This is a genomic window from Acetobacterium fimetarium, from assembly GCF_014284475.1.
GTDB lineage: Bacteria > Bacillota > Clostridia > Eubacteriales > Eubacteriaceae > Acetobacterium > Acetobacterium fimetarium.
The window spans coordinates 73,871-94,962 of the sequence record NZ_WJBC01000003.1 but is presented as its reverse complement, the minus strand read 5'-3'; the positions used below and the strand labels follow the sequence as shown (position 1 = coordinate 94,962).

24 protein-coding genes, 1 tRNA gene, 1 pseudogene and 1 riboswitch are annotated in these 21,092 nt (G+C 37.9%); of the genes and pseudogenes, 16 read left to right on the top strand and 10 right to left on the bottom strand.

The window, feature by feature from the left end; all coding sequences use genetic code 11:
• Positions 1–2 precede the first annotated feature (2 nt).
• The gene (locus GH808_RS03135; RefSeq protein WP_186841339.1) at positions 3–722 is read left to right on the top strand and encodes a zinc ribbon domain-containing protein; all 720 of its coding nucleotides are present in this window, start codon (positions 3–5) and stop codon (positions 720–722) included.
• 178 nt (positions 723–900) lie between these two features.
• Here the strand turns inward: GH808_RS03135 and GH808_RS03130 are convergent, their stop codons facing one another.
• Positions 901–1,434 (bottom strand): M48 family metallopeptidase, encoded by a 534-nt coding sequence (locus GH808_RS03130; protein ID WP_186841338.1) that lies wholly within the window; start codon positions 1,432–1,434, stop codon positions 901–903.
• Positions 1,435–1,640: 206 nt separating this feature from the next.
• On the opposite strand from GH808_RS03130, the gene thyX reads away from it, so the two are divergent.
• Both thyX and GH808_RS03120 read left to right on the top strand, forming a co-directional pair.
• Positions 1,641–2,411 carry an FAD-dependent thymidylate synthase gene (thyX, locus tag GH808_RS03125; protein WP_186841337.1) on the top strand — a complete coding sequence of 257 codons (771 nt, stop codon included), beginning with the start codon at positions 1,641–1,643 and terminating at the stop codon, positions 2,409–2,411.
• A gap of 21 nt (positions 2,412–2,432) precedes the next feature.
• On the top strand, positions 2,433–3,272 hold the full coding sequence (locus GH808_RS03120; RefSeq protein ID WP_186841336.1) for a hypothetical protein: 840 nt from the start codon (positions 2,433–2,435) through the stop codon (positions 3,270–3,272).
• Between the two features lie 21 nt (positions 3,273–3,293).
• On the opposite strand, the gene GH808_RS03115 is transcribed toward GH808_RS03120, so the two are convergent.
• The 5 genes from GH808_RS03115 to GH808_RS03095 form a co-directional block, all read right to left on the bottom strand.
• Positions 3,294–3,773, bottom strand: coding sequence for an S-ribosylhomocysteine lyase (locus GH808_RS03115; RefSeq protein WP_186841335.1), 480 nt, complete (start codon positions 3,771–3,773; stop codon positions 3,294–3,296).
• The gene (locus GH808_RS03110) at positions 3,770–4,315 is read right to left on the bottom strand and encodes a Holliday junction resolvase RecU (protein WP_186841334.1); all 546 of its coding nucleotides are present in this window, start codon (positions 4,313–4,315) and stop codon (positions 3,770–3,772) included. The genes GH808_RS03115 and GH808_RS03110 overlap by 4 nt, the downstream gene beginning before the upstream one ends.
• A gap of 2 nt (positions 4,316–4,317) precedes the next feature.
• Positions 4,318–5,298, bottom strand: coding sequence for an RluA family pseudouridine synthase (locus tag GH808_RS03105; protein ID WP_186841333.1), 981 nt, complete (start codon positions 5,296–5,298; stop codon positions 4,318–4,320).
• Between the two features lie 172 nt (positions 5,299–5,470).
• On the bottom strand, positions 5,471–6,400 hold the full coding sequence (fba, locus tag GH808_RS03100; protein ID WP_186841332.1) for a class II fructose-1,6-bisphosphate aldolase: 930 nt from the start codon (positions 6,398–6,400) through the stop codon (positions 5,471–5,473).
• Between the two features lie 212 nt (positions 6,401–6,612).
• Positions 6,613–7,371 carry a folate family ECF transporter S component gene (locus GH808_RS03095; protein WP_186841331.1) on the bottom strand — a complete coding sequence of 253 codons (759 nt, stop codon included), beginning with the start codon at positions 7,369–7,371 and terminating at the stop codon, positions 6,613–6,615.
• 53 nt (positions 7,372–7,424) lie between these two features.
• Positions 7,425–7,518, bottom strand: a riboswitch (THF riboswitch).
• Positions 7,519–7,830: 312 nt separating this feature from the next.
• On the opposite strand from GH808_RS03095, the gene GH808_RS03090 reads away from it, so the two are divergent.
• Together GH808_RS03090 and GH808_RS03085 are read left to right on the top strand one after the other, a co-directional pair.
• The gene (locus tag GH808_RS03090; protein ID WP_186841330.1) at positions 7,831–7,989 is read left to right on the top strand and encodes a hypothetical protein; all 159 of its coding nucleotides are present in this window, start codon (positions 7,831–7,833) and stop codon (positions 7,987–7,989) included.
• 86 nt (positions 7,990–8,075) lie between these two features.
• Positions 8,076–8,151 (top strand) — tRNA-Thr (locus GH808_RS03085).
• A 409-nt stretch (positions 8,152–8,560) separates the two neighbouring features.
• Here the strand turns inward: GH808_RS03085 and GH808_RS03080 are convergent.
• Positions 8,561–9,385 carry a flavodoxin family protein gene (locus GH808_RS03080; RefSeq protein WP_083439578.1) on the bottom strand — a complete coding sequence of 275 codons (825 nt, stop codon included), beginning with the start codon at positions 9,383–9,385 and terminating at the stop codon, positions 8,561–8,563.
• Between the two features lie 69 nt (positions 9,386–9,454).
• Positions 9,455–9,760, bottom strand: a complete 306-nt coding sequence (locus GH808_RS03075; RefSeq protein ID WP_050741026.1) for a pyridoxamine 5'-phosphate oxidase family protein — start codon at positions 9,758–9,760, stop codon at positions 9,455–9,457.
• A gap of 124 nt (positions 9,761–9,884) precedes the next feature.
• Between GH808_RS03075 and GH808_RS03070 the strand changes: the two genes are divergently transcribed.
• Positions 9,885–10,247, top strand: coding sequence for a winged helix-turn-helix transcriptional regulator (locus GH808_RS03070; RefSeq protein ID WP_050741025.1), 363 nt, complete (start codon positions 9,885–9,887; stop codon positions 10,245–10,247).
• 100 nt (positions 10,248–10,347) lie between these two features.
• Here GH808_RS03070 and GH808_RS03065 read toward each other — a convergent pair whose 3' ends face one another.
• Positions 10,348–10,911, bottom strand: coding sequence for a DUF1638 domain-containing protein (locus GH808_RS03065; protein ID WP_050741024.1), 564 nt, complete (start codon positions 10,909–10,911; stop codon positions 10,348–10,350).
• Positions 10,912–11,103: 192 nt separating this feature from the next.
• On the opposite strand from GH808_RS03065, the gene GH808_RS03060 reads away from it, so the two are divergent.
• From GH808_RS03060 to GH808_RS03030, 7 genes and pseudogenes are all read left to right on the top strand, one after another.
• Positions 11,104–11,403, top strand: a complete 300-nt coding sequence (locus GH808_RS03060) for a ComEC/Rec2 family competence protein (RefSeq protein WP_050741023.1) — start codon at positions 11,104–11,106, stop codon at positions 11,401–11,403.
• 297 nt (positions 11,404–11,700) lie between these two features.
• Positions 11,701–12,032, top strand: a pseudogene (locus GH808_RS03055) (CGGC domain-containing protein).
• 882 nt (positions 12,033–12,914) lie between these two features.
• Entirely contained in the window at positions 12,915–13,514 is a 600-nt protein-coding gene (locus tag GH808_RS03050; RefSeq protein WP_115028155.1) for a type IV toxin-antitoxin system AbiEi family antitoxin domain-containing protein, read from the top strand.
• The gene (locus tag GH808_RS03045; RefSeq protein ID WP_115028163.1) at positions 13,511–14,356 is read left to right on the top strand and encodes a nucleotidyl transferase AbiEii/AbiGii toxin family protein; all 846 of its coding nucleotides are present in this window, start codon (positions 13,511–13,513) and stop codon (positions 14,354–14,356) included. Before GH808_RS03050 ends, GH808_RS03045 begins: the two co-directional genes overlap by 4 nt.
• Positions 14,357–14,869: 513 nt before the next feature.
• Complete coding sequence (locus GH808_RS03040; RefSeq protein WP_050741984.1) at positions 14,870–15,430, top strand: DinB/UmuC family translesion DNA polymerase; 561 nt, start codon at positions 14,870–14,872, stop codon at positions 15,428–15,430.
• A gap of 14 nt (positions 15,431–15,444) precedes the next feature.
• Positions 15,445–15,687: a hypothetical protein gene (locus tag GH808_RS03035; RefSeq protein WP_050741983.1), complete on the top strand. Its 243-nt coding sequence runs from the start codon at positions 15,445–15,447 to the stop codon at positions 15,685–15,687.
• A gap of 163 nt (positions 15,688–15,850) precedes the next feature.
• Positions 15,851–16,801, top strand: coding sequence for a hypothetical protein (locus GH808_RS03030; protein WP_050741982.1), 951 nt, complete (start codon positions 15,851–15,853; stop codon positions 16,799–16,801).
• Positions 16,802–17,379: 578 nt separating this feature from the next.
• On the opposite strand, the gene GH808_RS15755 is transcribed toward GH808_RS03030, so the two are convergent.
• The gene (locus tag GH808_RS15755) at positions 17,380–17,529 is read right to left on the bottom strand and encodes a helix-turn-helix domain-containing protein (RefSeq protein ID WP_420797518.1); all 150 of its coding nucleotides are present in this window, start codon (positions 17,527–17,529) and stop codon (positions 17,380–17,382) included.
• 192 nt (positions 17,530–17,721) lie between these two features.
• Between GH808_RS15755 and GH808_RS03020 the strand changes: the two genes are divergently transcribed.
• The 3 genes from GH808_RS03020 (at position 17,722) to GH808_RS03010 (ending at position 20,917) form a co-directional block, all read left to right on the top strand.
• Positions 17,722–18,837: a hypothetical protein gene (locus tag GH808_RS03020; protein WP_050741980.1), complete on the top strand. Its 1,116-nt coding sequence runs from the start codon at positions 17,722–17,724 to the stop codon at positions 18,835–18,837.
• Between the two features lie 480 nt (positions 18,838–19,317).
• On the top strand, positions 19,318–20,541 hold the full coding sequence (locus GH808_RS03015) for a hypothetical protein (RefSeq protein ID WP_050741979.1): 1,224 nt from the start codon (positions 19,318–19,320) through the stop codon (positions 20,539–20,541).
• A gap of 232 nt (positions 20,542–20,773) precedes the next feature.
• The gene (locus GH808_RS03010; RefSeq protein WP_160316230.1) at positions 20,774–20,917 is read left to right on the top strand and encodes a hypothetical protein; all 144 of its coding nucleotides are present in this window, start codon (positions 20,774–20,776) and stop codon (positions 20,915–20,917) included.
• Positions 20,918–21,092: the final 175 nt, after the last annotated feature.

Genomic DNA, 21,092 nt, shown 5'->3' with positions numbered 1-21,092 from the left:
GTATGGCTTATTGTCCAAAATGCGGTGTTGAAGTTGAGCACGGGGTAAAGAAATGTCCATTATGTGATTTCCCGATTCCCGATCTGGATGAAGCGGATGAGCAGGAGAACAGCAAATACCCGCAGGCGATCAATACCTATTCGGAAGACCATCTTGGTAAAAAGAATCTGGCATTCTTTTCGATTGGCATCATCGCCTTGAGCATGGTGGCGATTATCGGGGTGGTTTACATGGTTTATCCGTGGAATCATGTGCTGCTTAAATATATTGCCTTGAGCATCATCAGCGTATTTGTGATCGTTTTTTTTGCCATGAATTATTTAAAACCCAACTACAATTTTTGGGGCGCATATATTACCGTCGTGATAACCTGCTATTGCATTTACCGGATCGGGGAGACTCAGAATGGCTGGTTTTTGAATTATGCCCTGCCCATTGCGACACTGGTATATGTGGGAATCAGTTTGTTTCGTTTTGTCTATCACCATACCCGGCATAAAAGTAAATTTGTCTTCATACCAACGAATCTCATTATCTTTATCATTATTATGGCGATCGGCCTTGACGGCATCATCAGCCTGAACACGCAAGGCTGGCTTCACTTAACCTGGTCTTTGATTGTGGCGGCATCCGGAAGCTGTATCATCGTGATACTCCAGACGATTTATCATCGGATTCCGGAAAAAACCCGAAAAATCATCGAAAAGAAAATGCATCTTTAGAACTGAATAAAGCTGGCCTACGGCCAGCTTTATATTATCGGCAGAGCACTAACATAGTACCGACAATTGTTACATCATGTTGTTTGCATCAGAGCGGACACGGCGAAAGCCTGTCCGATTCTGCAGCATACAACCGATTAACAATTGGTCGGTACGGGGTTTATCGTCAACCCTAATTTTAATTTAGACGATATTTCCGGTTCAGCATGTCTTCCCGTTCTTTCCAGTCAGACATCAGCGTGGCCAGAGCACTGTAGAACGAGACATTATGGTTGGGAAAACGAAAATGAAGCATCTCGTGAAGCGCAATATATTCGATGCATTCCTTGGGCGTTTTAATCAACTCAAGATTAAGAATGACACGCTGACTTTTGGGAGAACAGGAGCCCCAGCGGTCATCAAGTCGGTAGATCTTCAAATCAGGAAAACTCACTTTGTATGGCGCGGCTTTGACAATCGCCGAAGCCATTGCGTCAACAAAAATATCACGGGCCTGTTCGCGGTACCACATATCCAGAACGAATTCTTTCTGGGAAGTCGAATGAATGTCCTGAACCGCAAGAATCATATTATAATTTTCAATCAATACGCCAGTTTCATCGGACTGCTCAACCATCAGACGGTAGTAGTCACCGAGGTATTTATGTTCTTCGCCAGTTTTGAACTGATAATTTTTTAAAAGTTCAGGGACGGTATCAAGATTGCCAAACATTTGGTTACCTCCACTTTTTTGTAACGGATTGATAAGGCTATTATATCGAAAAAAAGTGCCAATCAGAATGAAAATAGTTGTCAGTATAGGGCAAGAATTAGTGATCAGATCGTAAATTTTTGCTTTGGGTGTACAATTATGAGAAAAATGTTATAATGAGATACTAAAACGAAAAATCAAAAATAGCTTTAATGAAAGGAGAATTTATGGAAACAAAACTAAGTGTGACGCTGATCCAGCATACCCCGGAACCGGAAAAGCTGGTGGCGGCAGCGGCAAAGCTTTGCTATTCGAAAGCGGGTGCCGGGGAGATCATGGAAGATCTTACGGATGAAAATGTCGATCGTTTTTTGTCCCGATTAATGGACATGGGTCATGCATCGCCGATCGAACATGCCACATTTACCTTTGCGATTGAGGGCGTCAGCCGTTCGCTGACTCATCAGCTGGTGCGTCATCGGATGGCCAGTTTCAGTCAGAAATCACAACGCTATGTGAGCGAAGGCCAGTTTAACTATGTCATTCCACCGGAAATAAAAGCACTGCCGGATGGGGAAAAAGTATTTGTTGAAGGCATGAAAAATGCTCAAAAAACTTATGATCTCCTGGCAGAAAAACTCATTGAAAAATACACAAGGGATTTGGTTGCGGCCGGCATTCCAGAAAAAAAAGCGGTCATGGCGGCTGAAAAACAGGGCATTGAAGATGCGCGGTTTGTCCTGCCCAATGCCTGTGAAACAAAAATTGTGGTGACGATGAATGCCAGAGAGCTGCTGCATTTTTTCAATCAGCGCTGTTGTAATCGTGCCCAATGGGAAATAAGAGAGCTGGCGACTCAAATGCTGGTTGAATGTAAAAAGGTTGCGCCACTTTTGTTTAAAAACGGCGGTCCCCGGTGTGTTGAAGGTCCCTGTCCGGAAGGCAGCATGACCTGCGGACACATTAACGAAGTGCGGGAAAAGTTCGGAAAAATTTAATCGAAAAGGTTGTGAAAAAGTATGCTGGAAATTAAAAATCCTGAGAAACAAAACATTGTGTTATCTCTTATGGCAGCTGTTTTAGGGATCATTGTTATTGCGGTTCCGTTTATTTTTGCAAGTATGGCTGTTTATAATTTTTATTTTATCTACTGCGGAGCGATTGTGGTGATCATTGCCCTTGGCTATGGTTATTCTTTTTATCGGCGTTATCGGGAATTCAATGCTTTTCTGGAAAAACAGGATCAAGCATTGGTGTGGGAATACGATGAAGCACAATACACTTCATTTATTGGAGAAATGAACAGCATCCAGAAAACGTCTGACAAGAAACAGGTTTGGATACTGCTGGGAATTGAACTGATCATAGCGATTTTGCTGGCCCTGACCTTTGATGGGGTTATGAAATTGTGGGGTGTCGCATTTTTTGTTGTTTTTGGTGCCGGTTCTTTGCTGTTTACCCTTGTGCTGCCGCATAGTTACGAGACGCGTGCGCTGGTTAAACCGTATGTCACCATTATCAATGAAGACAGTGCCTATATCATGGGACATTTTCATAAATGGATGAAGGCCGAAGCGAAAATTAAAAAGACGGAGAATGGCGAAAAGGTGTATAAGGTATTGGCCATTAACTATGAAAAATTCACCAGAAATGGAAGAATGTACGAAGAATGGTCGGCTTTAATACCAGATTCAGACGATAAGGAAATACTGGCCGAAGCAAAAAGACAGGCTGGCCGGATTAACAAGCTGTCAAGACAGCGTGAAAAAGAAGGCGCAGAAATCAATACCTTCCAGAAATGGTTTGGAAAAAACAAAACGAAAGAAGCAAAATCAACCGAAACCAAAGCTTTAAAATAAAAAAAGCCCGCAAGGGCTTTTTTATTTGGGATAAATCATGTTTTCCGGCTGGATGTTCTCAAGCACTTCGGTGAGAAATTTACTGGCTTCAAAGCGGGCCATCGGCAGGTTCATGTCCAGGTAGTTACCACAGTCTCTCGGAGCAGCGCCGGGAATTTCGGCATCAAATTCAGCCATGAAAGTGAACAATTTTCTCAGCAGCGGCAGGATATCCGCAGGACTCAGTTCACCCTTCATCAGCAGATAAAAGCCGGTCCGACAGCCCATCGGCCCAAAATAGACGATCTCGTCACTGAGAATCGGATCATTTCTGAGAAAGGTGGCGCCCAGGTGTTCCATGGCATGGAGTTCGGCCGTGTTGATAACCGGTTCCCGGTTCGGCTCCTTCATGCGAATATCGAAGGTGGTGATGCAGTGGTCGCCGCAGTAGTCCTTTCGGGATACGTAGACGCCGCGCAATAAATCCAGATGATTGACGGTGAAACTTGCTATTTTTTTCATTTCTGTTCTTTTTCCTTTCCGGTAAGATAAAGATTGATGGCCTCCAGATAATGGAGGCGGATATTATGTGAGGGATAGATCCGCAGGTTCTGATCAAAATCAGCATAGGGAATCGACTTGCGACCGTCATTCTGGGCATGATCCCAATAGGTTTTTAAGACTTCAAAGGGCAGCAGGAAGGTCTCATTGCAGAATTTAAAATGAACAATCAGAAAAGAGAGGCCTTCCTGTTTTTTGAAAGCTTCCATGAATGCGATCTGATGCCGGTGAATATTGGCGATCGGCAAGCGTTTCTGATTGGTTTCCTTGGCATCGAAACAGACCGGGATGCCCTGGATATTTCCTAAATAATCGACCGTGCTTTTCTCTTCAAAATACGCCAGCTTGATGGTTCCCTTGCCGGGATCCAATTCGACCGGCTTGATGGCAGTCGGTATTTTTTGAACCACGGCCAGTCCCTGCTCCAGATAGATTTTATTGGTAATATTTAAATTTTCTTCAAGCTGGCTTCCCCGAAGCCCGCGGCTGGTCCAGTAACCCATATCTAAACCTCGGTCAGAAAAGCATCATCGAATCCGAAATTCTTCAGTGATTTCAGGAAAATAGGCGGAAACGGCGCGACAAAGGTTTGATCCATCGTCGTCAGTGTGAAATTCGCACTGTGAAGCAGCTGGCTTTTCACCCCGAAATTTTCGTATAGGCGGCTGTTGACCTGGCGGTTTCCGTATTTGGGATCTCCGAGGATCGGGTAACCCACGGTGGAAAGCTGAACGCGGATCTGGTGCGAACGGCCGGTCATTAGAGCGATTTTCAGCAAAGAATAATCCCCGCGGCTTTCGATGGTCTGATAGCTGAGCACCGATTTTTTATCCGTGGCGGAGGTCTGCTTTTCGGAGAACGTAACCATGTTTTTGACAGGATCTTTTTTCAGGTAGCCGATAATTTCGCCAGCCTCTTTCGGTTTTCCCAGCACCAGCGCGTAGTAAACCTTCCGGGTCTGATCTTCCCGGATTGCTTTGGTGACTTCCTGAAGGAATTTGTAATTTTTCGGAACCAGGATAATGCCGGTGGTGTTTTTGTCGAGACGGTTGGCGCAGGCCGGGGTGAAAGTGAGATTGACTTTTGGATCGTAATCTCCTTTTTTGATGAGATAATCAATCGCATAATCGACGAGCGACGCCGCTCCAGTTTTATCCGGCTGCGTCAGCATTCCGGCAGGCTTATTAAGCACCAGAAGATTAGCATCTTCAAATATGATATCCAAAGGGCTGCTGGTTTTGGAAAGATTCTTTTTGGCGGCATCCGGCGACCTGAAATTGGCGATGGTTTCCTCTGAAAAATAAAGATGAAGGACATCGCCGGTTTCAATTTTGGTGGCCGGTTCGGATTTTTGGCCATTGAGCTTGATTCTTTTTTTACGCAGCATCTTCTGGAGAAATCCGGTGGATGCCTGGGGCATGAGTTTTTTCAGAAAGCGATCCAGTCGCTGACTGCTTTCATTTTCGGTTATAATAATTTCTTTCATAGTTATCCTTTTAGTTATTTTGTGCTTATTATACCATGGAATCAGTGAAAAGAAACGTGTTTACGCATCATCATGACAGCGACTAAAAAGAGCGCATCGCATTCTGACTTCAAAAGTCATCCTGCAATACGCCCTAAAACGGAGAACCATAGTAATTTGTCAGGGATACAATTTATCGTTTATTACTGCAACCCAAAACATTTTTGATTTTATGAGCAACCATTGCTTTGATGGCGGCACGACCTGGTCCAAGATACTGACGCGGATCAAACCAACCGGGATTTTCGACAAAGACTTTTCGAATTGAAGCCGTCATAGCTAAACGCAAATCCGTATCAATGTTAATTTTGCAGACACCAGATTTGGCAGCTTTTCTGAGCATTTCTTCAGGAACACCCTGAGCGCCAGGAATTTGGCCACCGTATTGATTGCACAAATCCACAAATTCTTTTGGAACCGAAGAAGCACCATGAAGAACCAGAGGATATCCAGGCAGAAGATTTGAAATTTTATCCAGTCGTTCAAAATCCAGACGAGGTTCGCCTTTGAATTTAAAAGCGCCATGACTCGTTCCGATTGTTATTGCCAACGAGTCGCAACCGCTTCGTTCAACAAACTCAACCGCCTCATCCGGATCAGTAAAGGTAGCATTGGGAGCACTTACATCAACGTCGTCTTCGACACCGGCCAGTTTTCCAAGCTCAGCTTCTACCACGACACCGTGATCATGCGCATATTCTACGATATGTTTAGTTAAAGCAATATTTTCTTCAAAGGGATGCTCAGAGCCGTCAATCATGACTGATGTAAAGCCGGAATCAACACACGCTTTGCAAATTTCGAAATCGAAACCGTGATCCAGATGTAAACAGATATCCAAACCGGTGACTTCGATTGCAGCTTCAACGAGTTTTCTTAAATAAACTGGATTGGCATATTTACGGGCACCAGCAGAGACCTGAAGAATAAGCGGCGCTTGTTCTTCACCGGCAGCTTCAACAATACCCTGGATAATTTCCATGTTGTTGACATTGAAAGCGCCAACTGCATAACCACCCTCGTAAGCTTTTTTAAACATGTCAGTTGATGTTACTAATCCCATTTTTGGAAAACCTCCTAAGTGTTATTCAAATTTTACAACTTTTTTTTTGTGACAATGTTAGTATACTCTCTTTTGGGGCAATACTCAAGCATTGAGATGAAATTAACAAAGAAATTAGAGATATTAAAAAAGTGTCCTGTACAGCGATTGTTATCAATGGTGACAACAAGCCATACGGGACACTAATTGAACTTTGAAACAGAAATTAAAAACTAGCTTTGTCTGATAAATCCTGGAAGTGTTTTCAGCAATCCGACCAGAATGATGGTATAAAGCGGAATCAGAAAGATATTGGTAATGATTCGCGCAGGGAGCAATACGGCAATTGCCTGTCCATAAAGAATACTTAAAAACCACGTGTTCAATAAAATTGATGTGACCATTTGTGAAACACTAACGATAAACAGAATGTGATCGCTTCGATATTCACTATCAAGATTTGATTTCTTTACAACAATAATGGGGAAGACAGCAAAAGCAATCATTAAAGCAATAAAGATGACAAAGAAAACCAGGTTAAGTGGTTCCCCCGCATAATAAACACTACCATTTTCAAAACTGAATACACCAAAAACAGCCAGAATAATCCCTGCAAAAGCGACAAAGACTAAGTTAAACCATTCCAGGTATTTGGTTTCCTTCTTTTTCAAAATCATGAAAAGAAGACCCGGGATAAAGCCTGTAAGGCCACTGGCCAGGGTGAAGCCAATAAAAAACGGACCGCCCGGCTTAATGATAAAGCACATAAGGTCTGAGATGAAACCAACAGCGAAACCAGCAATGGGGCCGAGTAGAATACCACTGAGCATAATGGGCAAAGCAGTAATATTTAGCCTTAATGATGGAAAACCACCGAGAGGAATATACACCTCAAATAAAATCTTCAGCACGATGCTGACGGCAATCAGCAGACCACAATTGACAACTACTCTTGTTTTTGTGGGACTACTAATAAAAGCATTACTTTTCATAAAATCCTCCTTCGATTTCAAAGTAATGCTTCCGCGCCTACAATTTGCATTGTATCAGCGGAAGCGACAAGATATCGCAATGGTCACATTTCGTTTAAAGGCAACTTCCCATCCTTTAACACTTTACGCATCTTTGTCTACTCTGGTATTAAGTTAAGGCCATTCTAACACGAGGATAGGGCCAGTACAAGGATAAATAATCAACGAAAAAGTTTAGAAAGATTGTTAGTTGATCATTAATTAGGTACATAAATTACTATAGTTGAAAACATTTACGAATTTATAAGTGATGGAGGGTAAAAAATAAAGGTACTTTGGAAATCAGGGATATACGGTTACACAAATGGCAGTGCTGCAGCGCCGGAAAACTGTCCGAAATACAGAACTGTTCCGGAAAAATGCATAAAAATAAAGAATGATTCGGCAAAAAAAGCTGATCCATCTCAGCATTCTGGTGAGATGGATAGGGAATGGACCGATTTATCGGATGATTTGGCTGATTTTGCAAAGACCAGGCATCATATTAATTTAGATCCTCCTTATGTCGCAGTTTTTCAAAGCGCAGAAGAATTAAGCGGTCTGATCGAAGGAAACAAGAAATCGAGAATGGCCGGCTAGATTGGAAAAGAAAAGAGAAAAGAAAAACGAAAAAGATATTGAATTGAAGTGAGGGTTTGTGTTATGATAGATCAGTAAGTTTTACTGCTGGCGTGGCACAGATGGTAGCGCAACTGATTCGTAATCAGTAGGTCGGCGGTTCGATTCCGCCCGCTAGCTCCAGTAAGATCTATCGAAAATGGCTTTTTAAAGCCATTTTTTTTATGTTTGGTTAGTGTGTCAAAAGTATTTTCAACCTCATTGATAATTCTCGCCAACTGAGGTGTGAATTTTTGGTAAAATAGACACAGAATCAAATACAGCAGAGGATACATAACGATGTCATTTAAGAATCCATCCTTTAGTGGCATCAAGAACCTCGTTTGTTAGTTTATCCTATACATTATGTGCTAATGGATCAGCAAAAACCATTTCAGGCATCATTGAAAATAGAAATATGTTGCTTAATTTTTCCTGATTTCCAGACAGTTGCGCAAATTAAGAAAAGGCCCAATCCCAACAGAACCATATAGGTTCATAGCTGGGACTGGACCTTTTCTAAAATTATACAGGATGAATAAACTACAAACTGCTAATTCTTTTTTATTTGCATATTGACTTTTTTCAGTTCATCTTCTCGCCACTGTCGCATACCCTGATCCATCACGGGCATGATCTGTCCCATCATTTTGTTAATATTCTTTTGGTATCCTTCTTTATCAAAGGCAGGATCATTTCTAAGGTAATCGCCTAATAATTTTCCAAGTTTCTTTCCTTTTTCAAAGACGCTTTGAGTTTCAACATCAAAACAATTGGAATCGGATACGATCCCATTTTCACCTACCTGCATAGGGGCGGCAGAATTGCCACAGATGTCTCCCTTACCACAGGTAAAGCAGGGAATGGTGCCATTAATAACGAGCTGATCGAGTAGGATGAATTTTTCCATGACCATTTCCATCATGATCTGCTGGTTGACTTGTTCAGCGGTATTTTTATTAGCAGATGTTACCACGGTAATGGCAAACTTGCCGCTGTTCAGGCTATTGATATGCCGCATTGACCATAATCTTTCAAGCAGCGCTTTTGAAAAAGCATCAATCATGCCATAGGGTGTGTACACGCCAAAAATAACGACCTCTGCCCCTAAAATAAGATTGCTTATTTCCTCAAAATCATCTTTCTGAACACATCGATTGGTTGTAACACAGGCTTTACAAGCCAAACACGGGCGGACAACCCAATCACTTAGTTTAATAAAATCATATTCAAAACCGGTTTGATCGGCAATGGTTTTAAGCATTCGATCAGTGTTGCTATTCTTAATCGGTGATCCACTGATACATAGTATCTTTTTAATATTAACCTCCAGAGTTATAGTTTGAACGCACATTATAACAGAGATATTTTTAAACACCTATACTTCTGGGTAATATTCTACTTTTCCAGTGTCAAGATCATATCTGGAGCCGGTTAAATTGACGGCTTATATCAGAGCGTCCACTTTTATCGGGGTAAAAATAAGCTGCTTATCTTTGACTGTAGCTGTGCCAGTGAGACGATAACCTTCAGGACCGTCATTCATTGTGGCTCCTACAACCCATGCGTTTATGTTAGTCTCCAAATTCTTCTGTGTTGTTTCCATTTTGTAAATGCCAAAGACCACTGCATCATCGATAACTTCACCTTTGCCTGCAATAATTGGGTGGGGAGTGCCATCTGCACCCAGTGTGACAAGAGAGAGGAATGCTGAGCCCTCAATAACTGCTTTTATTTCCTTACTAATAACCATTTCGCCATCTCCTTAATATTTTTTTTAGATAGTCATATACTTTGGTTTTACTACCTGGTATAATAATACTACGGAATATTTGATATTTCAAGTACGCAGAATATTATGAGTAGGTGAGAAAAAAATGACTTTAATTGACGATCAAAATAATAGCCCTTGTAAAGACAATTGTCCGTGCATGGACTATTGTCCATTAGGAAGTGCGTTAAGTCTAATTGGCGGAAAATGGAAGATACCCATTTTATGTGCTCTTTTTCAGGACGGAACAACGAGATTTAATGAGCTGAAACGCAAGATCAGAGGGATAACAAATACTATGTTGGCAAGTTCATTAAAAGAGCTGGAAGAAGAGGGGCTTATATCCCGGGAACAATTTATGGAAATGCCATTGCGGGTCGAATATTCTTTGACTGACGATTGTCGTGATTTGATGCCGATTCTTAATCAACTCGCACATTGGGGAGCTCAAGTACATATAACAAAATAATCATAAGTGCATTGAAAAAATGGTTACTACGATTCCAGATAAAGAAATCTCATTTTCTTATATTTTTGAAAATGAGATTTCTTATCTTGGTGGGTGTATTTTATTTTTTGTATAAAGACATGATTTGTGCTTTGAAATGATCAAGTGAAGTTTCATATGGTTCAATCGGTACTTGTGTATACTCAAAAAAGTCAAATTGATCTTCATCCGAAACTTCACCAATTCCAGTATCCACAAAGACTACTCTTTCATATGACCCAAAATTCTGGCGGGCATCGCAGGCATCCCATTTCAACCCATCAACAAAAATATTTCGCCAATTCTCAAGCCATCCGCATGAAACGTAAAAACTGTTACACTCTGAATCCAGCTCTTTCATCTTATCACCAAGTAGAAGATCCGTGCAGTTTGCTTTTGGGGCTATTTTTGCCTCATATTTTTTCGCGATTTCCATCATCTTAGGATGGCAGCTCGTACCAATTAACAATCCGATTTTATCATTTCTGCTTTGTGCTTCATTTAGTTTCTCAATCAATGCTGCTTCTAATAGCTTATCATCAATATGCAAGGCTGGATCAATAAAAATGACCTCATCTTGTATTCCCAATTCTTTCATGGCACACTTTATTTCTTCTGCCAGAATGGCACATGCAACAAAAACCATTTTATCCCTTCTTTCATAATAGTTATTTTGTAAAAGTTCCTTTTTGGAAATTTAATACCGCATTCATCAATCCTTTCATTTAAATTTGGTAGTAATACATTTTTAATACCTGATACAATGATACTACCGATAAACTAACTTGACAAGTACGCAGATAATTGTTATTAGATAAGAAAAGAATGACTTCACAAAATGTATAAATTAGTCATGACATCTGGAAAAAGCAAAAAGACCATCTTAGCTCCTAAAGGAACCAGATATGACGATGCAAATGATTACTCGATCGTTGTAAAAGCAACCTATGAGAATACATCACTCTTATTAACAGGAGATGCAGAAGCGGTCTCAGAAAGGCAGACAGTATCAAACGGTTCAGATTTAACGGTAACTGTCCTAAAAGTCGGGTATCATGGCAGTCGAGCATCCACAGGTGACAGATTCCAGGATAAGGTCAATCATAAGGTTGTTGTTATAAGCGTGCAAAGGGAATAACTATGGTCATACGACACAGAAAGTGATGAATAGACTTCAAGCCAGAGGTATACTGGTTTACAGAACCTATGTGAATAGAACCATTGTCGCTACCAGCAATGGAAATGAGGTGACATTCAATACTGATCCTGGGAGTCACAATGGTATGTCCTCTGAGCCCGCCGAAGTGCAATATCTCAATCTGTATCAGTGCCAGAGCTAGTTCCGGTTGCTGCACTCAGTGAAGATCAAAGTGTAACGGTCTATGACACGAGTACTGAAACTAAATATCAGCTACCACAGAGAGAGGGTCTATTTATGAAGATCGGATTAATCAGATGTATGCAGACGGAAGATATGTGCCCGGCAACAACGTGTTTTAAAGTAATTAATACTAAGAAGCTGGCTTTTGAAGGAATTGAGGAAGATAACGAAGTTGCCAGAATGAATACCTGTGGTGGATGCCCAGGGAAAACGCTGTTACAAGAGCTGCTGAAATGATTAAAAGAGGTGCGGACACGATTGTTATTGTTTCATGTATCACAAAGGGCAATCCCATTAGGTTTCCGTGTCCGAATGCAGAACAGATGATAGCTGCAATAGAAAAGAAGGCTGGAGGATCAATTAGAATCATTGATTATACACATTAATTTTAATGAATAAAACCAAGGAAAGAATTAAAGGCCACTGAAAAAGTGGTCTTTTTCTAGGTGTGAGCATAGGCGTAATCGAACGGGTGAAAGTTCCGAACATGGGTCAAGTGCATAACCATGGGCAAGGGTGTTCCCGCCGACGAGGAATCTGAATTATCCCAATAATCTCTAGAAAATATCGGAATTTTCTTATATATAAAAAAGTTTCTCGGATAATAAGTACGGTTTTATTGGCTAATTTATTTTGAAATTAATTCAAGAAAAGGCAGTGATGGGCAGTGTAAACTAATTGTATCCTTTTTATTGACTTGCCGGAAAATCGATGTATAATGCAATTAAGGGACAAATTGTGGTTTGTCGCCATTTATTCATTAAGATTAAATCCCACTATATCAGTTTTGAGAGTTTACACAAAACTTGAAACATTCCCAATTCGTAAGCATACGATTTATTACTATTGCTTAATTCTTGGTGGTATACCATTGAATCAGATAAATATGTTGAACATATGATTCGACTGACACATGGTCAGGATTAATCGGTTCATCTTCCACTATTTTGAATATTCAATAAATCACACATATTAAAAGCATGACAATTCCAGAATTATGTTCAGTTGAACAAGGAATTTACTCAAATATAAGGAAGAACCACTATCAGATTGGAATACTCATTCCGGCAATGATTTTTGGCATTTCTGAGTTTTTTCTGTTTCTCAAGGGAGGAATTACGCTTTTCCAGCTGGCCATTTATATGGATGTTTCCAGAATTAATAATTGGTATTTCACAGGTAGAAAGAATAAGTGAAAAATTTCGATAAACCTGTACGTATGAACTTCGAAATGATAGAATAGAAGTGTGCTAGTACGGAGGTGCGTTATGGGACAGAAAGATCAAATAATGGATTTAATTAGACGTAAAAATGGTCAGATTAAGACAAAAGATGTAGTAGATCAAAAGCTGCGCAAAGAGGTATTGTCACGGCTAGTTGAAGAAGGGGCGTTGATTCGGGTTAAGCGAGGTGTTTATATGCTGCCGGAAGGAACAGTGGATGAGTTACAGATCATTCAACTCAAAATTCCGGATGGGATATTCTCCTTTGGAACCGCCCTTTATTTTAATGGTTTATCCAATCGAGTCCCGGAAATTTATCATATCAGCGTACCACATGGTAGAAATATGACGCGTATCAAAAGGGAAAACTCAAATATTGTTTTACATTATCCTAAACAAGAATATTTCGAACTCGGGAAAAAAACGGCTCAAACTACCTTTGGTGCATTCATTTTTATATATGATGCCGAACGCTGCATTCTAGATTTGATAAAATATCGCAAAAAAATGGATATGCAGTTATTTAATGATGCATTGAAGCTATATTTTGAAAGTGAGGAAAAGAACTTGTTAAGGTTGAGCATTTATGCGCAAAAATTGGGGCTGGAAAATGCTTTGAGGGTATATACGGAGGTGTTATTATGAAATCGCCGGAGCAATTAAAAGGGGCCATTCGAAAGATGGCGAAAGAAAAAGAAATTGGGGCTGGTTCTTTACTCCAGATGTTTCTGTTTGAGCGGATTCTTGAGCGACTAGCGCATTCAAAATATCGTGATGCATTTATTTTAAAAGGTGGACTTCTGATCGCATCAATGATTGGTGTAAATCAGCGAACAACAATGGATATGGATACCACTATTCGAGGTTTACCAGTTAATGAGGAATTGCTGACAAAGATTTTAACAGAAATTTTACGGTTTGAATCCGATGATGAAATCGTATTTTCCCTCCAGGGACTTAAATCGATTCGTGAAAAAAGTCAGTATGAGGATTATTGTGCAACAATATTTGCGGATTATGGAAAGATTCACGCTGTTCTTAAAGTCGATATTACAACAGGTGACGCAATCACCCCCAGGGAAGTCGCCTATTCATATCCATATTTATTCGGTGACGGCGAAGCTTCAATTATGGCTTACCCGGTTGAAACGATTTTGGCAGAAAAATACGAGACTATCTTGAAACGTAATATCTTAAACACTCGAGCAAGAGACCTGTATGACTTATATATGCTTTATCATCTTTATTACTCGCGAATAGAAGTAAAAACGCTGGCATTGGCGATTGAAAACACGGCAAAAATACGGAATTCTCTTGAGGAGATTCGTTTATATGAATCAATTTATGAACTGATTAAGACAAACTTGGCACAACAGTCTCTTTGGGAAAATTATCAAAAGGAGAATGAGTTTGCCAGAAGCGTAAAGTTTGAGGATACTCTTGATTGTGTGATGAAAATAGGCCAGATCATCAAGATAAGTGGTTAATGCGTTTTATAGTCAAATGAATTAAGAGGATACGACTGACGACAGAGACTTCCCAATCCACTCACGAACCGGAAAGTCGGGAGTTCGGATCCCGCAAGGAACGCCATATAGATGAATGATTAATTCAGATTAATAATGTCGATAATATTTAATACAAATTGTCATCTTAAACCGGTACGGACCGCCTCCATCAAATAAAGTGACAATGAAGATATAGTGATTTTAAATTAATTTGCATATTTCCTTTGGCAACAAGTGTCTGACATAAAGGATGACGACCCCTATGTGTTAGCAATTGAAAAAAAGAGATAAGATGTGTCTTAAAAATGTAGCAAAAGGCAAATAAATGGCTTTAATATGCCATTTTACTGCTGATTCGTAATCAGTAGGTCGGCGGTTCGATTCCCCCCGCTAGCTCCAGTAAGGATATAATATTTTGTTAAAAGAATGGCTTTAATTAGCGATTCTTTTTTTATTTTTGTTTTATCTTTCCACTTAAAAGTATGACCGACTGTGAAAAATCGAAAAATTCTGGCTATTTCTGGCTATTTTGCCCCTATTTTTGTCTCACTTTTATCCTACTTTTTTAAGACCTTTTGGATAATCAGTACGTTCGCTAATGACGTAAATATCTTCATTTATATGCTCACCGAAAGCGTGGCCATGCGGTTAAGAGAAACCGGATGCTATTGCCAGACAGTGGCCATTCACGTTCGAAATAAAGAGCTGCACAGCTTCACCAGGCAAATGAAGCTCCAGAAACCATCGGATCTCACCAATGAAATTGCCAGAGCTGCCATTGATCTGTTTGTGAAAAGCTATGATTTCAGTTCGAACATCCGCTCCATGGGCGTGAGGGTTACGGATCTGGTACCGGATTCAACACCCATACAGCTGGATTTGTTTGGTAATGAAGAATTACGGGTGCGACAGGCAAGACTGGATGATACCATTGACGGACTGAGGAAACGATTTGGCAATTTGTCCCTCCGCAGTGCTATAACGATTGATGATCCGATGGGCTGCTTGGATGCTAAAAAAGATCATGTCATCTATCCTATTTCATATTTTTAGAAGGAGATATGTTTATGGCCGTGAAGAAGTTTGTACCGGTGATTGCAAAATTTGAAAAAGATGGAAAGATCATTCCAATGAAAATTTTATGGGGATATGGCCGGGAGTTTGACGTTGACTTTATATTTGATATCCGGCCTAGATCGTCTTTGAAGATTGGCGGACAGGGGACCCGGTATCTCTGTCGAATTAAGAATAAAGATGTTTATGTTTACTATGAAAAACCGAGATGGTTTGTTGAGGGCAAAGAGCATTAGTTTCATGATTAAATTCATAAGTTGACAGAAACGCGCATTAATCTTACAATGAATACAATACTGATGTGAAGCATAACTTAAAAATAATATACTGCAATATTTACGGTATGTTTGGACAGGCTATTTATTCAGTCAGAAATATTCAATTTGGAGATATTGAGTTATGGATAATATATTTAAATCAATTGCGAATGGAGATTATTTAAAAACGGTTTATTTTAATGTTTGCGTTCTAGAACGCTATTTTAGTAATCCAAAATATTATATATCTTATTCTGATTATCGAGGTAGTATATCAGTAAAGGATGAGTTTAATAATAAACCTGAAGACAGCGAATATATAAAAAATTTTGGCCATGCTTATGAGAAGGATAATCCAGAGAAAAGATCTATCGTAGCATTTGCATCTGATTTGGCAAAATTATCAAAAAAAGCACAAGGACATTGGTATTCACATTTACTTGAAAATTCCGAGGATTATTATCCAAACAATGGTTTTATAAAAAATCTTATATATGGTGAATGGGTAGAAGATATTTCAATCTTCGATGCTCTGCTAATGGAAATTCATTATATTAACAAAATGTGTGAGTGTATTAATATTCCAAAAATCTATAAAGAAGAATTTGAGTATAATACTATGGATAAAGAAGATAGGCCAATTAATTATCATATTATTCTATTGCCAACGCGAGATAATTATTATAATTTTATAAACACTTTAGAGAAATTAGTTATTAATAATTTAGAACCAGAAGCATTTACTAGAGATGCAAATCTTATAGTATCAGTTGAAAGAAAAACTGAGGAAGGTTTTAATAAGGGAACACTAGTGTTGATGAGTGAATGGTTTTCTAAAAATGTATCGGCTGAAAAAATAGAAGAGACCATTATTAGACCATTGAAAATGCTTAGGAAAATCAGGCAAAAACCAGCACATCAGCTATATGATAATCTGTACGATGAAACAATATGGGAAGATCAAAAAGAATTAATGCAGAGTGTTTACTCAGCTGTAAGAGCGATTAGATTATTGTTAACGAATCATCCTGATTGTGAAAAGGTAATAATTCCAAAAATTCTTTTCGAAGGTCGAAATATAGTTCAATATTAAACTTTAATGAATTGGATAAGCATATTGAGATCATGTATGGACATGTTATTGTTATAATAAAGTGAATTATAAAATATTTGAAAGGTGCTTTAGTTTTTGATGAAAAATCGGAAAATAATTACAATATTCTTTAGAGATGTACTCGTTCATATGTCCGATAATCCTTGATGATAAATTTCACAGTGAAATGTTTATGGACGCTTCCGTAAAAGATGATGTGAAGCCCCTTTTGTGTTAATCTGAAGTATTAGAATAAAAAGAGTCAAAAACGGCCGTTTTGATTCTCTTTGGTTTTGAATGTTACTAATGCAATTTCTGGATATATAGAAGTGTTGTAACAAGTGTCATAATCAAAGGGTTATTAGAACGCTGCACGTTTTTGACACTTTTTAAACTGTACGTTTATGATGACATTCCAGTTCCGGTGGTTTGGGAGGTAGGTCATTCGCAAGTGTTTTGCTATTTCTTTCGTCGCTTTACAAAAAAAAAGTGCATCCTGGAAAATCTCAATTTCCTCGTAGGCTACCAGTAATTCTTTTTCGAGTTGCCATTGGAACATTCCTACGTACTGCAGCAAATCAGGTCTTACCATTTTTGGCTTTGCTAATCCAGGAATACAATGTGTCCAACTTAATACCTAACCGTTCTGATGCAGCTCGGTTTTTGATTTCATCCGCTAGTTTTAATGCTAACAAGCGTTCTTTTGCGCTATATGTTTTTTTATAAATAATCAGACCTTTTTTCTTTTACCTCATTTCATTGCAATTTGGGACTGCACTTTTATGATATCACTCCACTTATATTACACCAATTACAGGAGGAGAGGAAATTTATATAGATTCGCGTAAAAACAAACTGATAGCAATGGGTTTTGGCATTTCGCAAATGACTAAAATAATATTACATAGGAGAGAAACATAATGGACTTGAAATTTGAAGATTTCAATGGTAAATATAATACTTTAAATGGAATCAAAACGATGGATATTAATAGATTAGAATTGTGTCGACATATTATGCAAGTAGGGTATAATAATCGGCGTAATTTTATTGGAGCATCGTGGTATAAGCACTTACAATTATTTTTTATGGTATGTGCAAATGTTAAAGAAGAAAACGGAAAACTAGTATTAAAAGATGATTATTTTGATCTGGATCAGTCTGAAAAGGTATGTGTATCCTATCAATTAGGTCAAGGATTAACAAAAGCAGTGGCAGAAGAGTATTTAAAAATTCCTTGGGTTACGCATTTTAAAACGATGAAAACTATGGGGTGTACATTTAATGTTGGAGGTAAAAAAAAGAAAATTATTGATTCTAACGAAAATAGTGGCAGTGAGCCTGATTTAGTAGGATATGATAAAAATGGCGCCATACATCTCTTAGAATCGAAAGGTTCTTCACGTAATACTACGACTGATAAGATAATTCAAAAGGCTATTAACCAAGTTTCTAATATTGTCGACATTACAAATTCAAAGGTTAGATCTAATTTTTCCACACGAAGCGCGTGTATTTTTAATTTTAAAGATAACTTTCATGGGAGAATTATTGATCCTCCTGTTGATGGAAATGAAATTAACGAAAAAAAATATTTTGGGCTAATGCAGTGTCTATATGATTACTATTATGACTTTTTCTATGAATATAATAACGGAAAAATAGAAACTATAAATATATTGGATAGGAAGTGGGAAGGGTGTTATTTTTCCTTCGGAAATGAACAATATTTTTGGGGGATAGATTTATCATTTCGCAAATTTCTTATGGATCAGATATTTGGAAATCCTGATTTAATAGAAAAAATTATTTCTAAGCCTAAGCCTTCCAAGCCTTCCAAGCCTTCCAAGCCTTCCAAGCCTGAGCAATCAAGTGAATCAGAAGAGTGTGAAGGATATTATGATGCTGACAAAGCGAAGAAGATATTGGATTTTTTCAATAAAACGGAGATATTGGATTTTTGCGAAAAAAAGGATATGGATCGGGACCCTAATACTTCGGTAGGACTTGACTTCTTTATGTTGCATCGGATTTAATGATTAAAAGTGTTTTTGACCTGTTGAACGGGGTTTGTTACTATGTTAATAGAAAGTGGCGTTCAAAATAAAGGAAAACGGACATTTTTGACACGTCAAAGGCAGTACAACTGACAATATTAGCATTGAACTGTTTTTCCGATCTTATATGTGGGACGTCTGTATTTATTGTACCCGGAAACCGTCACTGAAGTGAGAGCCATGACAAAGGAATAAATCTACTAAATATAACCATGAATGAGGTCACCAACGATTCGATTATAAAACACCGGCAGCTATATTTTATGACAATATGGCATTAGCTGATTATTCAAAATGCGAATGGAATTTTATCTAAAAAAATTCTAATTTCGTGTCTTGACAAGCGTGTGCATTATAACGCCAATTGTCTTCTCAGACCGGTACGGGACGGTGATGAAACTAACAATCTTTTGACAGTTAATGATTATTGCCGGGAATATAATCAAAGGGAGAAAAGTGATGAATCAATTTACTGAAAATGACTTAATAAATAACATAATCTCTGCAAATAATTTTGCAGAGATTATGTTAATTTATCATGATAATATTGAACAATTATGGGATTATACGATACTTATATTTGATGACCCGATGACACAATCAATTAATAAGGAACCGCCGTTAGCGCAAACAATGAAGTTGGAAGTAGTGAAAGTAGTATCCATTTTCAAAAGTAGTTTTTGTTTAATAAATAATGTGGTTTGTAAAGAAATGATGCGTAATTCATGTGCGGATTTTGAATACAAAAATTGCTTTGATTTAGATGTGAATATGATGAATATGTTAATTGAAATCCACGATAATAGAAAAAATTCAAAATCAAACCCTATTATGACAGATTTGAATTTATTTTGTAATGATGTAACTTGCTTTCCATATATGTTAGAAAATGCGGGAAAAATAAGCGATAGTTATGTAGAAGAATGTGCAATTCGAACACTGCTCATATATAATAAATTCAAGCATTCCGATTTGCATTCATTTTCAGTAGATTATCAACATGAAGAGCAGGACTTTCAAGATACCAAGAAGTCGATTGATTTTATGAAAGGAATTTCCAATGGAGAAAATGAATTTGATAGAATTCTTTTGTTACAGAAATCAATTTATGCTTTAATATTAAAAACTACAATAATTTCATTTCATAACAAGAATGGAATTAAAAAAAAGATAACAGAACTTTTAGAATTCGTAAACAAGGACTTGGGGATTTTTTTAGAGCGAGAAATAGTTTTTTGCTATTGGTTTTTAAAAAACAGAAATGATGACCGAATTAAAGAGTTTTTTAAAAAAATACAAACTAATGCGAATAATATTGTTGAAACAATACAAGGTATGTCATGGGATTTATTTCACTTGAGGTTTTGTACTGAAATTGGAATGGCAAATGATATTGATGACGGTGCAATATGTATGCACTATTTAGTTACTAAAGATAAAGGATTAGCTAGATTAGCTAATGAACATCCAATAAAATATTTTATTCACAAAAAAGGAGATATATTACCTACAATAGTTTTTGAAAAACCGATATATGAAGTAATAAAAGAAATTGATATTATTAAGAATCTTTCGGAGAATAAAACGGAAAGAAATGAAAATTTTAAAAACGGAAACATCGATCAGTTAATCAAATTTTTAGAGAATCAGCTTATTTTAGGAAATACCGATATCATTTTATGAACAAATGGCAATATATCAAGTACTGCTAGTATCATTATCGATTAGGGTGTATTTGCCTACTCTTAACGTTTTTTTGCAGGAAGTTGCAAGTAAAAATACAGAAGTGGTCGATTTACTTGACCATCAACAGAGGAGAATACCGAATGGAAAAGAAATTACCAGTATATACTCAAAATCAATAAGTTGGAAATAGGTCCGCGTCAATATTAAATATGATTGATGATTATCCGGGATGGGTTTAAATGAAAGTCATTTTGATTATAAAGTGGAAGATGGTTGGGTTGGTTGTGGGAATTTTAAGATGGGATTAGGAAATCCTGTTGATGGCTATGAAAAAACATTTGTAAAAATTGAAGATACTTGGATATATTTATAAAAGGTGGAGTGAAATATAAAATACGTATAGATGGAACTTACAAAATAGAAATTGAGTAATAGTGAGATTATATAATGCATTAACCAAACTTCAAAACAGATAAAAGTATTGCATCTTGATATTCTTATCGACAGTTTGTTAAAAATCAAGTACAATTTAATTAACAAAAGTTAAT